Genomic DNA, 14,721 nt, shown 5'->3' with positions numbered 1-14,721 from the left:
GTCAAACTTACTAAGTTATATTTGGGGGTAATATGATATTTGTCATGCTTTAAGCGTTTTAGATACTTAAAGCATGATTGTTTTATTTAAATGCATTTAGCCCTGTAATATCCAATCCGGTTATAAGAAGGTGAATGTCGTGCGTTCCTTCATAAGTAATAACACTTTCTAAATTCATAGAGTGCCTCATGATTGAATATTCACCGGTTATACCCATACCACCTAACATTTGTCGGGCTTCGCGTGCAATGGTAATAGCCATTTCCACATTGTTACGCTTGGCCATAGATATTTGTGCCGACGTAGCTTTTCCTTCATTACGCAGAACACCTAATCGCCAGGTGAGTAATTGTGCTTTTGTTATTTCTGTAATCATCTCGGCTAATTTCTTTTGTTGTAATTGAAACTGACCAATAGGTTTGCCAAATTGCATGCGTTCTTTACTGTAACGCAAAGCAGTGTCATAGCAATCCATAGCCGCGCCAATAGCACCCCATGCAATACCGTATCTTGCCGAATCCAGACAGCCAAGTGGCGCGCCTAATCCGGATTTGTTAGGAAGTAAATTTTCTTTAGGAACTTTAACATTATCAAAAATAAGCTCTCCGGTAGCACTGGCCCGAAGCGACCATTTATTATGAGTTTCCGGAGTAGTAAAACCTGCCATACCGCGCTCAACAATTAAACCATGTATACGTCCGCTTTCATCTTTTGCCCAAACGACTGCAATTTGTGCAAAAGGAGCGTTGCTTATCCACATTTTGGCGCCATTTAGTAAATAATGGTCTCCCATATCTTTAAAGTTGGTAACCATGCCTCCCGGATTGCTTCCATGATCCGGCTCGGTAAGACCAAAGCAACCTATCCATTCACCACTGGCCAGTTTAGGTAGGTATTTTTCACGTTGTGTTTCGTTTCCATATTTCCAGATGGGATACATCACTAAACTCGATTGAACTGAAGCCGTACTGCGCACACCAGAATCACCGCGTTCTATTTCCTGCATAATTAAACCATATGAAATCTGATCTAAACCAGCGCCGCCATATTCAACGGGTATGTAAGGACCGAAGGCACCTATTTCGGCGAGACCATTTATAATTTGTTTTGGGAATTCTGCCTTTTGAGCGTATTCTTCAATTATGGGAGAGACTTCTCGTTTTACCCAGGCTCTGGCAGCATCGCGAACTAATTTATGCTCATCGGTTAATAGCTCGTCTAAGTTGTAATAATCGGGAGCTTCAAATAAATCTGGCTTCATTAAATTTGAGTTTTAAAAGATTTTCAAAAGAAAATTTTTAATGATACCCTTCTTTTTTTAAGAATTTATCATTTTATGCTCTCAAATTTAAATAAATCTAATTTAGATAACTACATTTTTAAGTAGAAATCTTTTGTCAGATTAATATAATCTTCAGTGTATTGGTGGCGCTGTGTTTCAATAGTTAAAACCGATTTTTCTACGGTTTTAGCATTGTCATTGCCAAATGAAAAGTTTAAAAGGCTACGTTTAAAATCAGAATTAGGGTTGCCTTTTACATTCAGAATTTTATTTGGATATAAATTGTAATTTGAAGCTAGTGCTGTAAATTGTTCTTCTTCTTTAAAAGGAATGATGACGCAAAATTCACCGTTTTCAGAAAGTAATTTAGACGCACTTTCAATTAAATGCTCGAAAGGCATAGCATCACTGAATCGCGCTAAATCACGCTGTTCATTTTCAGATTTATAATCTTCAGAATAAAAAGGCGGATTCGATAAAATCAAATCGTATTTATCTTCAATTTCATCTGCAAATTCTTCCAATGAAGCGTGGTAGCAAAATAGGCGGTCTCCCCAGGGCGATTGTTCAAAATTATCAACACATTGTTCATAAGCAAGATCATCAATTTCTAAGGCATCAATAACTTCAGCATAACTACGTTGCGCTAACATTAGAGAAATAATACCCGTACCTGCACCAATGTCTAAAACCGAAAACGGAATGTTTTCTATTGAGGCCCAGGCACCTAAAAGGACACCGTCGGTGCCAACCTTCATGGCGCATTGGTCTTGATTAATAGTAAACTCTTTGAATTTGAATGGCTTATTAGACATGGTGAAATGTTAAAAAATTAAGAAGTAAGCGATTGAAATCGGATAAAATGCAGCCAAAAATACTAAACTGTGTTAAAATAATAAGTTAATTTTTATTTAAGTAGTAATTTTGCTTGTTAAGTGTAGAGTAGACACTCTTGTTTTTTTGGGGTGTTTATAATGAAAAAGAAAAAGATTGTTATGAATTCAGGAAGAGTTTTTTATAAGGTTAATGAGTTGTTGGTGTTTAATAGTGGCGTTGAAAAAGTATATTTAGAGGCTTATGATTCGGTTGAAAATGAAGAGTTAAAAGCTTTTTTTAATGAACGAGCTTTTGAAAGAAATCAGTTTTCGAAGGATTTAAAAACTGAGATGGAAAACATTGAAGATAAGTCGTCACAGCCAGCAGGACTTAGTACTAATTTCTATGAGATTTGGAGAAATTTCAGAAATTTAATTTTAATGGATAATGAAAGCGGACTGCTAAATGAAGTGTACCGTTTAAAGGAAGTAAGTGTTGAAATGTATAACCAATTACTTATGGAACCGAACTTACCATTGTCGGTTTGTAAGCTATTAGGAAAACAACGCGACAGCATTCAAGCAGCAATGAACACAATGAAACGTGATCTTACTTTAGTTTACTAATTGTAGTTAAGTAAAGTAACTTTAAATAAAAAAGCGCGATCAAATTTAATTTGGTCGCGCTTTTTTATGTTTTCAATATGTTTATTCTAAGTATAAATCAATTAATCCTTCAGGTGTATCGACAAGAATGATTTTATTGTCGCGGTCTACTTTTACAATAAACTCGTCGTTCATAGGGATTAGAATTTCTTTACCGTTGTTTTCTACTTCAAACAAAGCTTGAGCCGTTGTGTCATTTACTGCAACTACTGTTCCTACGGTTCCGTAATTTTTGTCCTCCATAGTGTATCCTATAATTTCATGAAAATAGAATTTATTACCATCCAGTTTAGGTAATAAATCAAGGGGTAAATACACTTCGGTTTTAATTAAAGCATCGGCATCTGCTTCTGTTTCTACATCTTCAAACTGTACTCGTAATAAATCGGATTTGTGAAGCTGTGAGTGTTCAATAAAAAACGGAATTAAATTGTGGTTTATGTCGAGGAACATAGCATCTAAGTTCTCGTAAAGCTCCGGTTGATCGGTGTCTAATTTTATTAATAATTCACCTTTAAAACTGTACTTTTTTACAATTTTACCTAAATAAAAGCAGTCTTCTTTTTTCATGACAATTATTTTGTCATCCTGAACTTGTTTCAGGATCTTATAATTTTAAACAGATGTGTATTTTCAAGATTTCCATTTTCATGGAAATAAAAAACTCCGATAGAAGCTATCGGAGTTTAAAAGTATAAAAAAATAGTTTTTTATTCTTCTTCGTTTGAAGCTTCTACTTCTTCAGCTGGAGCTTCTTCAGCAACAGGAGCTTTAGCAGCAATACGAGCTTCGTTTGCAGCTTTCTCAGCTTCTAATGCTTTAGCTTTAGCTTCAGCGTCAGCTTGAGCTAAACCTTCAGTTTTAGCACCAACTTTAGCAGTTTTAGCTTCAACCCATGCTTGGAATTTAGCTTCTGCTTGCTCTTCAGTTAAAGCGCCTTTTCTAACACCACCAGCTAAGTGATTTTTTAATAAAGCTCCTTTGTAAGATAAGATAGCTTTAGCAGTATCGGTTGGTTGTGCACCATTTTGTAACCAAGTTACAGCACCGTCAACATTTAAATCGATAGTTGCAGGGTTAGTGTTTGGATTGTAAGTACCTAATTTTTCTAAGTATTTACCATCTCTTTTTGCACGCGAATCAGCGGCTACGATCCAATAAAAAGGTTTCCCCTTTTTACCGTGTCTTTGTAATCTAATTTTTACTGGCATAATAATTAATTATTTGAGGTTCTCGACCTCGGTTATTAATGAGGGTGCAAAGATACTACATTTTTTGAAAAAGCAACACTTTATTTGTTTTTTTAAACGGTTGTTTTTCAGTGTGTTTTTAGAATAAAAAGCAAACAGGGCTTGGTGCATCAAACGAATTTGAAAATTTAAGTTTTCCGGTCTTCTTATTTATTGAAAAGATGCTGATATTGTTGGTTCTTCTATTGCCTACTAATAGGAAATTACCTGTTGGGTCTATAGTGAAATTTCTTGGCCAGTCGCCCTCTGTTGAAATGTTTTGGATCTTTTTTAATTTGCCGGTTACATGGTGTCTTTTAAAAACGACTATGGAATTTTCTCCTCTATTTGAGCCGTATAAAAATTGTTCGTCCGGACTTAAGTGAATATCGGCACAGTAGCTTTCTCCTTTAAAGTCATCGTCCAAAGTTGATATGTGTTCAATTAATTTGAAACCATTATTGGTGTTTTTGGCTACCGTTACGGTACTGTTTAATTCGTTAATAATATAGAAGTACTTATGGTCTTTGGTTACTGTGAAATGTCGTGGTCCGGCTTTAGGTTGCATGTTTACAATAGATACGGTCTTTAGTTTGTAGCCGTCACCAACATCGCTTTTTTGATATTTAAAAACGGAGTTTCTGCCCAAGTCGGCAACAAATAAATAGTGGTCAATAAATTGTGCAGAATGCGCATGCGATACCTCTTCGTCTGTACTTTGCTTGAAAACCTGTAAGGCTTCAGTGAGACTTCCGTCTGAATTTATGTTAAACAAAGCCATGGTACCCCCGCCATAGTTGGAAACAACAAGTTTTGTGCCTTCGTTATTCACGGCAACATGACAGGGGCTGCCACCGTGGCTGTCAACACTGTTTATAAGTTCTAAATCCTCGTTGTTATTGATCTTAAAAGCTGAAATGATACCGTCGTTTTCCCGGCAGGTGGCGTACAAATAGTTTCTGTCGGGAGAAAAGGCTAAAAATGATGGGCTTTCGGCTTGAGCGATTAGTTTTGTATTGCTTAAAACACCTTGAATAGTATCGAATTGCAGTTTGTAAATGCCTTCGCTGTCGCCATCTGTAAAGGTGCCAAGATACATGTCAATGTTTTGCGAATAGCCAGATAATGCGGAAAAAATAATAATAAATAGTGTAAAGTTAAGTTTCATGGTTAGGGTTTTTTAATTTCAAAAATAGGGTTTAAATCAACGTTATTCAAATGAAAATAAATAAGATACACGATTCTTGATTTTGTTGTTTACAACTCGTGATAATTTCGTTTTAATTTGGATGAATTTCTGTGTATTTTTATCCACTAAGATCGGTTTTTGTAACCGGCTTAATCACAATAAATTAAACTTTAAGAATGTACTTAATTTTCGATACAGAAACCACAGGTTTGCCAAAACGATGGGACGCACCCATTACCGATACCGATAACTGGCCACGTTGTATACAAATTGCATGGCAGTTACATGACAGTATGGGGAATTGTATCGATCATCAGGATTATCTGGTGCAACCGGAAGGCTTCAACATTCCTTATGATGCCGAAAAAGTACACGGTATTTCAACCGAGTTGGCTCAGGAACAAGGAGTGCCTTTGGTTGAAGTACTTGAAAAGTTTAACGAGGTGTTGGGGAAAACCAAATTCATTGTCGGACAAAATGTAAAGTTCGACTTGAATATTATGGGTGCCGAGTTTGTTCGTGGCGATATGGCAAACATATTGCAGGAACTTCCTGTTTTAGATACCTGTACCGAGCATACAGCAGAATTATGTCAGATTACCGGAGGACGAGGTGGTAAATTTAAGTTGCCTACGCTTACCGAGTTACACGAGTTTTTATTCAAACAACCCTTCGCCGAAGCACATAACGCAACAGCCGATGTTGAGGCAACCACGCGTTGTTTTTTGGAGTTAATTCGTTTAGAGGAATTTACAAAGGAAGAATTAGATGTCGAGGACGATTACTTCCAAAACTTTAAAGAGGCCAATCCGAAGGAGATTGAACTTATCGGATTAAAGCACATTAACCTGAAACAGGAAAGTGCTAAAATTCGTGGGCGCATAAAAAAGGCTGAAGGGACTCAGATTTCTTCTGAAAAAATTAAACAAAATATTTCCGATTTAAAGGATGTTGAGTTTGCTCATTTACATAACCACTCACAATTTTCTATTTTACAATCTACCATAAGTATTCCGGCATTGGTGGCCGAAGCAGCAAAGCATAATATGCCTGCCGTTGCGCTTACCGATCACGGAAATATGATGGGAGCCTTTCACTTTGTTAAGGCGGTAAGTGCACATAACAAATCTGCGCAGGCTAAAATTGCCGAAGCGCAGGAAAAAGGAGAAACCACAAACGTAAAAGAGATAAAACCGATTATTGGTTGTGAGTTTTTTGTTTGTGAAGATCATAAAGATAAAACCAGAAAAGACAATGGGTATCAGGTGGTTTTACTGGCTAAAAATAAAAATGGCTATCATAATATGGCCAAGTTGTCGTCGCATGCCTTTGTTGACGGATTTTATTATGTGCCGCGTATTGATAAAAAACTGATTGAGCAGTACAAGGATGATATCATGGTACTTACCGGAAACCTTTATGGTGAGGTGCCAAGTAAAGTCTTGAATGTTGGTGAAAATCAGGCCGAGGAAGCTTTGCTTTGGTGGAAAGAGCAGTTTGGCGACGATTTGTATATCGAATTGATGCGCCATAATCAGGAAGATGAAAACCGTGTCAATACGGTTCTTGTTGATTTTGCTAGAAAGCATGATGTCAAATTAATTGCGACCAATAACACCTATTATTGTGAAAAGGATGATGCCAATGCACACGATATTTTGTTGTGTGTAAAAGATGGTGAAAAGCAGTCGACACCAATTGGGCGTGGTCGAGGGTATCGTTATGGTATGCCAAATCAGGAGTATTATTTTAAGTCTTCGGAAGAAATGAAGACTATTTTTAAGGATATACCTGATGCGATTAGTAATATTCAGGAAGTGATTGATAAGGTTGAACCTTTCGAGTTGGCTCGTGATGTCTTACTTCCTGCCTTCGGAATTCCTGATGAATTTAAGCATGATGAAGATTTAGTTGATGGTGGTAAGCGAGGAGAAAATGCTTATTTACGTCATTTAACTTATGAAGGTGCTAAAAAACGTTATGGTGAGCCGTTATCGGAAGAAGTTACCGAGCGTCTGGACTTCGAATTATCGGTAATTGAAAATACTGGGTATCCGGGATATTTCTTGATTGTTGAAGATTTTATCCGGGAAGCCCGAAATATGGATGTGTCGGTGGGGCCGGGGCGTGGTTCGGCAGCAGGTTCGGTAGTGGCCTACTGTTTGTGGATTACCAACATCGACCCGATGAAGTACGATCTCCTTTTTGAGCGTTTCTTAAATCCAGATCGTATTAGCATGCCCGATATCGATATCGACTTCGATGATGAAGGTCGAAGTCGTGTTATGGATTATGTAATCAAAAAATACGGCGCCAATCAGGTAGCGCAAATTATTACCTACGGTACCATGGCGGCGAAGTCTTCCATTCGTGATACGGCGCGTGTATTGGATTTACCGTTATTTGATGCCGATAGGATTGCGAAGTTAATTCCGAATATGTCTAAGCTGAATAAAATTTTTGCTTTAGATGAAAAAGGACTCGCCGACAAATTCAGGGCTGAAGAATTAGAAAAAGTAAACGAACTTTTAAATATTGCCGATGGTGAAGGTTTAGATTCCGAAACCGTAAATCTGGCAAAAGTATTGGAAGGTTCGGTGCGTAATACAGGTATTCACGCCTGTGGGGTAATTATCACACCCGACGATATTACCAAGTTCGTTCCGGTTTCGGTGGCAAAAGACTCCGATTTATATGTTACCCAGTTTGATAACTCGGTTGTAGAGGAGGCCGGACTGTTAAAAATGGATTTCCTGGGGTTAAAAACATTAACCCTGATTAAGGATACGGTTAAGATTGTAAAGGCGAAGCACGGTATTGTTTTAGATCCGGAAAATTTTCCGTTAGATGATGAAGAAACCTATGCGTTATTCCAGAGAGGAGAAACCGTTGGGGTCTTCCAATACGAATCCCCTGGGATGCAAAAACACCTTCGCGATTTAAAGCCAACGGTATTCGAAGATTTAATTGCGATGAATGCCTTGTATCGTCCGGGACCAATGGAGTACATTCCTTCTTTCGTGAGAAGAAAACATGGTGATGAGGAAATTGAGTACGATTTACCGGCAATGGAAGAATACTTGAAGGAAACTTATGGTATTACCGTGTATCAGGAGCAGGTAATGCTGCTATCTCAAAAGTTAGCGGACTTCACAAAAGGTGAAGCCGATATGCTTCGTAAGGCGATGGGTAAAAAGCAGATCGCCGTACTGGATAAAATGAAACCTAAGTTTATCGATCAGGCGAGTGCTAATGGTCATGATGCCAAAGTACTTGAAAAAGTGTGGAAAGACTGGGAAGCCTTTGCGAGTTATGCCTTCAATAAATCGCACTCGACGTGTTATGCCTGGATTGCTTATCAAACCGCATATTTAAAGGCGCATTATCCTGCTGAATACATGGCGGCCGTACTGTCCAACAATATGAATGATATTAAGCAGGTAACCTTCTTTATGGAAGAATGTAAACGTATGAAACTAGATGTATTGGGACCGGATGTAAACGAATCGTTTTACAAGTTTTCGGTAAATAAAGATAATGCGGTGCGTTTCGGGATGGGAGCTATTAAAGGTGTTGGTCATGGTGCGGTAATGACTATCGTTGAAAACAGAAAGAAAGACGGACATTATAAATCTATTTTCGATTTTGCTAAACGCATTGATTTACGTGCGGCGAATAAAAAGGCCTTTGAAAACCTTGCCTTAGCAGGCGGTTTCGATTGTTTTGGGAAAACACACAGAGCGCAGTATTTTCACGATGAAGGAGATGGGATTACCTTTTTAGAAAAAGCCATTAAATACGGAAGTAAACACCAGGAGAATGAAAACTCGGCGCAGGTAAGTTTGTTTGGGGAAGCCAGTGAAGTGCAGATAGAAGAGCCGCAAGTGCCACCATGCGAAGAGTGGGGAACCATGGAGAAGCTGGCCAAAGAACGTGAAGTGGTTGGTATCTACATTTCGGGACACCCGCTGGATGATTTTAGAATAGAGATGAAAACCTTTTGTAATGCCAATTTAAGTTTCTTTAATACATTAGAGCCTTATGTGAATCGTGAACTCGTGTTTGGTGGTGTGGTTACCGATGTGCAACACCGCGTAAGCAAGCAGGGGAAAGGCTGGGCGATGTTTACTGTTGAAGATTATACCGATAGTTATGAATTCAGAATCTTTGGCGAAGAATATTTAAAATTCAGGCATTTCCTGATGCATAACAATTTTGTGTTTGTTAAAACTTTTGTCAGAGAAGGCTGGGTAAATAAAGATACCGGAAAGAAAAGTGAACCACGTTTACAATTCAATAACTTTCAACTGCTGCATGATGTGATGGAGAGTTATGCTAAAAAGTTGTCGATTCAACTTGAGATTGGCGATTTAAAGGAAAGTACTATTTTTAGATTGAAGGAATTAATTGATATGCATCCTGGAAACCAAAGCTTGAATTTTGTGGTTTACGATAATAAAGAGCAAATAAAATTACATATGCCAAGCCGACGCCAGAAAGTAAAAGTGTGTCAGGAATTAATCAGCGAGCTTGAAACTGAGCATGTTAAATTTAAATTGAATTAATTTGTGATTTTTTTCAAATAATAGGGTAGGAATTTTTAATCGGTTCCTGTTATACTATATATCACCATTTCGTGTTATACATAACAAAAATACCTATTATGAAAAAAGTAAAAATTTTATTAGCATTAGTAAGTTTAGGCTTTGTGGCCTGTAACAACGACAGCGAAACTACCAACGACAACTTAGCGACTTCAGAAAGCGTAAATTCAGAAATTGTTATTGAAGATGTAGAATCTGTTTTAGATAATATTTCTATCTATTCAGATGCTTCTTTTGGTGTTTCGTCAGTATCTAAAACATCAACGTTTGGTAAAGGTGATCACCGCGGTGAATCTCAATACTTTAACGATTGTGTAGATGTGACCGTAGAATTAGTAGATGAAACACTTACAACAACAATTGTATTTAATGGTGAGTGCGAAGACCACGATGGTAACGTTATTACCGGAACCATTACTAAAGTAAGATCTATTTCTGATGCAGGTAAGGAAAGAACAATCACTTTTCAGGATTTATCAATTAATGGTTATTTAGTTAACGGTACACAAACCTATAGCTATGTAATAGCAAACGCTAACGGAAATCCAGAGTTCACCAGTACCACTGATATTAGTATTGTAACCGATGAAGGCACCATTTCTAAAGTGGGAACAAAAACTGTTGAAATTACAGCAGGAGGCGATACATATTCTTGTTTCGATGATGAAAAAACTATTACCGGATCTTCAACATTCACTGATGCTTCAGGAGCAATATTTACTGTAGAAATTACAACACCTCTTGTTAAACCTGCAGATTGCCGCTTTATTGCTTCAGGTGTTAAGACCTATACAACTGCAGAAGGAACAATTACTGTAGATTATGGTGATGGTACTTGTGATGATGTAGCAACAAAAACAGATGTGGAAGGTAATGTTACTGAAATTACCTTAGGAAGAAAAAGACATCATTAATTTTATTTAAAGATTAAAATAGATAAAAGCTTTCGCAAAATGCGGAAGCTTTTTTTGTTGCCTGTAAAAAAGTAAGAAGGTTGTTATGAGTCTAAAACGTAAAAAAATCTTAAAATAAGCTTAAACAATCGAGTTATAAATAAAACAAATTGTTACTTTGTAAGCTTTAGGAGTTTTTTTGACTAATTTTGTAACATTAAAATAGTATTACAATTAAAACATAAATATTATGGCATTAGAAATAACAGATGCAACGTTTGAAGAAACGGTATTAAAAAGTGATAAACCAGTTATGGTTGATTTTTGGGCTGCTTGGTGTGGACCATGTAGAATGGTAGGACCAATCATCGAGCAAATTAGCGAAGAGTACGAAGGTAAAGCGGTAGTAGGAAAAGTTGATGTTGATGCTAACCAAGAATTTGCTGCTAAATACGGTGTTCGTAATATTCCAACAGTATTAGTATTCCAAAACGGAGAAGTAGTAGGAAGACAAGTAGGTGTAGCGCCTAAAAACGCTTATACAGATGCGATCGATTCGCTTTTATAGTCTGTAAAACATAAAGATTATGTAAAAAGGTTTGCTAGTAATAGTAAACCTTTTTTATTTTAGATACATCTTTTAAATAGAATAAGAGTTAAACATGAATTTACAAAACGAACTTAATAAAGCTGAAGGTTTTAAAAACTTAGAATTGCTGGCAAAGCAAGTGGTTGAAGGATTTATTGCCGGAATGCATAAAAGTCCGTTTCATGGATTTTCGGCCGAGTTTGCCGAACATAAAATATATAATCAAGGCGAAAGTACACGTCATATCGATTGGAAACTCTTTGCGAAAACAGATAAGTTATATACTAAACGTTACGACGATGAAACCAATTTAAGGTGTCATATTATTATCGATAACAGTAGTTCGATGCACTACCCAAGTATGAATAATTTTTCTATTCATCATTTAAATAAAATAGCCTTTTCAGCTTTAGCTTCGGCTTCTTTAATGGGAATCTTAAAAAAGCAGCGTGATGCTGTAGGTTTAAGTATTTATAGCGATGCTTACGACTATTATGCTCCAGAAAAGGGTAGCGAGCGTCATCATCAAATGTTATTAAGTCAGTTGTCTAATATGGTTACTCAAAAGCCTGTAAACAGACAGACAGATACCTATACTTATTTGCATCAAATCGCTGAAAAAATACACCGACGTTCGTTAATATTTCTATTTACCGATATGTTTCAGGCTATGGAAGACCCGAATAAGTTGTTTGAAGCGCTTCGCCATTTAAAATACAATAAACATGAAGTTGTTTTGTTTCATGTTTTTGATAAAGAAAAAGAGTTGTTATTCGATTTCGATAATAAGCCCAAACGCTTCGTAGATGTTGAAACCGGTGAGTTTATAAATTTATATGCCGATACTATTAAGCACAATTATAATGAAGCTGTAAGTGCATTTTTTAAAGATGTTCAATATAATTGTTTGAAATACAATATTAAATATGTTGAGGTTGATGTGAATAGTGATTTCAATAATATACTTTTAACTTATATGGTTGAACGGAAAAAGTTCGCTTAGATAAAAAACAGAAAAAAACTTAAAAAAATGTTTGCGGTAAACAAAAAGGGGTGTATATTTGCAACCGCAATACAGCAACGGTCTGGTAGTTCAGTTGGTTAGAATGTCGCCCTGTCACGGCGAAGGTCGCGGGTTCGAGTCCCGTCCAGACCGCAAAATTGCAGAGAAGCTCTAAGTGATTAGGGCTTTTTTTGGCACTATAAAGAAGTTGTGTTGTCCCAATGTAAATTGGGAGTAGTAGTGATTACCAAAGTTTTTTGGTGTTCCAATGAAAGGCTTTCCTTTTTTCTTAACAGAAAATCGGGATGCTTTTTTGTTTTAGGACTATTCCTTTTGGTTGGATTTATAGCTTGTTTTAAAGTTTTTCAAAAAAAAGTAAAAAATATTATTATATATTAAAAAGTATTGTATATTTGCACCCGCAATACGCAACGGTCTGGTAGTTCAGTTGGTTAGAATGTCGCCCTGTCACGGCGAAGGTCGCGGGTTCGAGTCCCGTCCAGACCGCAAAATTGCAAAAGCCCTTAGAAATAAGGGCTTTTTTTATGCTCTAAAGTGAACAAAAGTTTTGGTAAATTATCTTATGACATGCACTGTCGTATACCAACATGGATTTCTAACGTAAATTTGTAATGTAAAAACGTAGTAAAAGTTTTTTCATAAGTTGGTTTGGTTAGTTTAAAGCTACAGTTAAGCGTATTAGGGTGCTTCACTGTAGCTTTTGTATTTTTATCAACTAAAGCTTTAATCTTTTTAGAAATATTTCGGTGATATTTTTTATTAAAATGTGTTGTTTTGCTTACATTTAGTTAATTTGCTAATTTAAGTTTATTATGTTTAAAGTGAAAGGTTTGCACGTATTTAGGTTTTTTGTTTTTTTATTTGGCTTTAGTAATTTATATAGTCAAACTTATATTTCTGATTTTGAAGAGTCAATATTCAAAGAGTTTAAAGCAGATTCCATTAACTATAATTTTTTAGAAAGTCTTTTTGCTATAGATTCTGTAATGAATAAGGAAAAGGTAATCGCCTATAGAGAAGAACTACTTGCTGTAATAAAAAATCTTCCTCAAAAAGAAGATAAAGATAAAAAAGAAATTAAGCGTGTTAAGGTTATTTATGATGTAATACATGATAAATTTTTAAAAAAGTATAATCTGGATTCTTATTTTCATAATATTTTTAAAGATGGTACTTACAATTGTGTTACCGCTACTGCGCTATATGTATTTGTTTTCGATAATTTAAATATACCTTATCATGTTAAAGAAACACCCTCCCATGTGTTTTTAATAGCGTATCCCGATTCATATAAAATATATTTAGAGACTACAGCTCCTGGGGCTTATGGTTATAGTGTGCCAAAAGAAACTGAAGTAAAAACAATCGTAGATGAGCTTATTGCTTATAAGTTAGTGACTCAGGAAGAGGTTTCAGAAAAAGGATATATGAGTTTTTATGAAGAATATTATTATGGAAAAGAATTTCTTGAAAAAAGTGTATTGATAGGGATGCAATATTATAATAAGGGATTGACTCATTTAAACGAGTTGAAATATGATGAAGCTTCTAATAATCTTATAAAAGCGAAGGTTTTTTATTCGTCACCTTTAATTAAGCCTATTCTTAAAACAATAATGTATACAAAAGTTAACGATCTTGAATTTAAAACTCAAGAAGATGTAGACTATTTAATTGAATTAATAAAAATTTCCAAATACCCTGAAGATTATTCCTTGCACCAATTAAAATCAAGTTTATTTAAAATTACTCAATATGATGAAAATGATGTAAATTTTATTGAAGAAGTGATTGTTAAGTTTAATGCTGTTTCTAATGATAAGGTGAGAAATGAAGCTGTTGAATATTTATATGAATATTTAGCAAGACAGGCTGCTACAGATGAGGAACTTGATAATGCGTTGCGTTATTGTGATAACATATTAAATATTAATAAGAATAGTAAAATATCAAAGGAAATAATTGAATATGCTTGCTTTAAAAAAGTAATGCTTTCTATGTATGATTTGAGATCTCTTGAAAATTTTCTTGTAATGACTGATAAATATGAGTTTTTAAAATCGAATAAGAGGTATTTTATAAGTCTGGCTCATTTTTATGGTAATATGTCACTAATGAATTATAAGAATAAGGAGATTTCATTGGCTGCAGAGTATTTAAGTAAATTTGAAGAGGTAATGGATGGAAACGATATATTAAATGATGTAAACAAATATTTAATATCTGAATTATATTTAAAGGCAGGAAACTATTATTATTTTAAGAATAATTATCCAAAGTCTTATCATATATTTTCTAAAGGACTTGACTATGTCCCTGGTCATCCAGATTTAGTTAAAAAGGCGGATTGGTCAAGAGAAGAATTTTAATCTTAGTTATATCATATTAATACGTTAAATGTATAACTCTCTAACAGATTAGTTATGACAT

The 14,721-nt window shown here is 35.5% G+C and carries 11 protein-coding genes and 2 tRNA genes; 8 read left to right on the top strand and 5 right to left on the bottom strand.

The genetic code is table 11. The features are described 5' to 3' along the window. Positions 1-82: 82 nt before the first annotated feature. Both NO995_RS04310 and NO995_RS04305 read right to left on the bottom strand, forming a co-directional pair. A complete protein-coding gene (locus NO995_RS04310; protein ID WP_258226418.1) occupies positions 83-1,261 on the bottom strand; it encodes an acyl-CoA dehydrogenase family protein in 1,179 nt (392 codons plus the stop codon). A gap of 110 nt (positions 1,262-1,371) precedes the next feature. Next, positions 1,372-2,097, bottom strand: a complete 726-nt coding sequence (locus NO995_RS04305) for a tRNA1(Val) (adenine(37)-N6)-methyltransferase (RefSeq protein ID WP_258226417.1) — start codon at positions 2,095-2,097, stop codon at positions 1,372-1,374. A 180-nt stretch (positions 2,098-2,277) separates the two neighbouring features. Between NO995_RS04305 and NO995_RS04300 the strand changes: the two genes are divergently transcribed. Beyond that, positions 2,278-2,724 carry a PA2169 family four-helix-bundle protein gene (locus tag NO995_RS04300; RefSeq protein WP_258226416.1) on the top strand — a complete coding sequence of 149 codons (447 nt, stop codon included), beginning with the start codon at positions 2,278-2,280 and terminating at the stop codon, positions 2,722-2,724. A gap of 81 nt (positions 2,725-2,805) precedes the next feature. Here NO995_RS04300 and rimM read toward each other — a convergent pair whose 3' ends face one another. The 3 genes from rimM to NO995_RS04285 form a co-directional block, all read right to left on the bottom strand. After that, positions 2,806-3,333, bottom strand: a complete 528-nt coding sequence (gene rimM, locus NO995_RS04295; RefSeq protein WP_258226415.1) for a ribosome maturation factor RimM — start codon at positions 3,331-3,333, stop codon at positions 2,806-2,808. A 140-nt stretch (positions 3,334-3,473) separates the two neighbouring features. After that, on the bottom strand, positions 3,474-3,974 hold the full coding sequence (locus NO995_RS04290) for a 30S ribosomal protein S16 (RefSeq protein WP_240572104.1): 501 nt from the start codon (positions 3,972-3,974) through the stop codon (positions 3,474-3,476). 118 nt (positions 3,975-4,092) lie between these two features. Next, positions 4,093-5,160 carry a lactonase family protein gene (locus tag NO995_RS04285; RefSeq protein ID WP_258226414.1) on the bottom strand — a complete coding sequence of 356 codons (1,068 nt, stop codon included), beginning with the start codon at positions 5,158-5,160 and terminating at the stop codon, positions 4,093-4,095. Positions 5,161-5,357: 197 nt separating this feature from the next. Here NO995_RS04285 and dnaE point away from each other — a divergent pair, with 197 nt between their 5' ends. The 7 genes from dnaE (at position 5,358) to NO995_RS04250 (ending at position 14,660) form a co-directional block, all read left to right on the top strand. After that, complete coding sequence (gene dnaE, locus NO995_RS04280; RefSeq protein WP_258226413.1) at positions 5,358-9,746, top strand: DNA polymerase III subunit alpha; 4,389 nt, start codon at positions 5,358-5,360, stop codon at positions 9,744-9,746. Positions 9,747-9,844: 98 nt separating this feature from the next. Then, entirely contained in the window at positions 9,845-10,699 is an 855-nt protein-coding gene (locus NO995_RS04275; protein ID WP_258226412.1) for a hypothetical protein, read from the top strand. 229 nt (positions 10,700-10,928) lie between these two features. Beyond that, positions 10,929-11,246: a thioredoxin gene (gene trxA, locus NO995_RS04270; protein WP_188214618.1), complete on the top strand. Its 318-nt coding sequence runs from the start codon at positions 10,929-10,931 to the stop codon at positions 11,244-11,246. Positions 11,247-11,340: 94 nt separating this feature from the next. Continuing rightward, positions 11,341-12,270: a DUF58 domain-containing protein gene (locus NO995_RS04265; protein ID WP_258226411.1), complete on the top strand. Its 930-nt coding sequence runs from the start codon at positions 11,341-11,343 to the stop codon at positions 12,268-12,270. Positions 12,271-12,349: 79 nt separating this feature from the next. After that, a tRNA-Asp gene (locus NO995_RS04260) sits at positions 12,350-12,423 on the top strand. A 280-nt stretch (positions 12,424-12,703) separates the two neighbouring features. Then, positions 12,704-12,777: transfer RNA gene (locus NO995_RS04255), tRNA-Asp, on the top strand. Between the two features lie 326 nt (positions 12,778-13,103). Next, positions 13,104-14,660, top strand: coding sequence for a hypothetical protein (locus NO995_RS04250; protein WP_258226410.1), 1,557 nt, complete (start codon positions 13,104-13,106; stop codon positions 14,658-14,660). Positions 14,661-14,721: the final 61 nt, after the last annotated feature.

It is taken from the genome of Aestuariibaculum sp. M13 (genome assembly GCF_024723255.1).
GTDB classification, from domain to species: domain Bacteria; phylum Bacteroidota; class Bacteroidia; order Flavobacteriales; family Flavobacteriaceae; genus Aestuariibaculum; species Aestuariibaculum lutulentum.
Note: the sequence above shows the minus strand (reverse complement) of the source record. Positions and strands in the feature narration are given on the sequence as shown.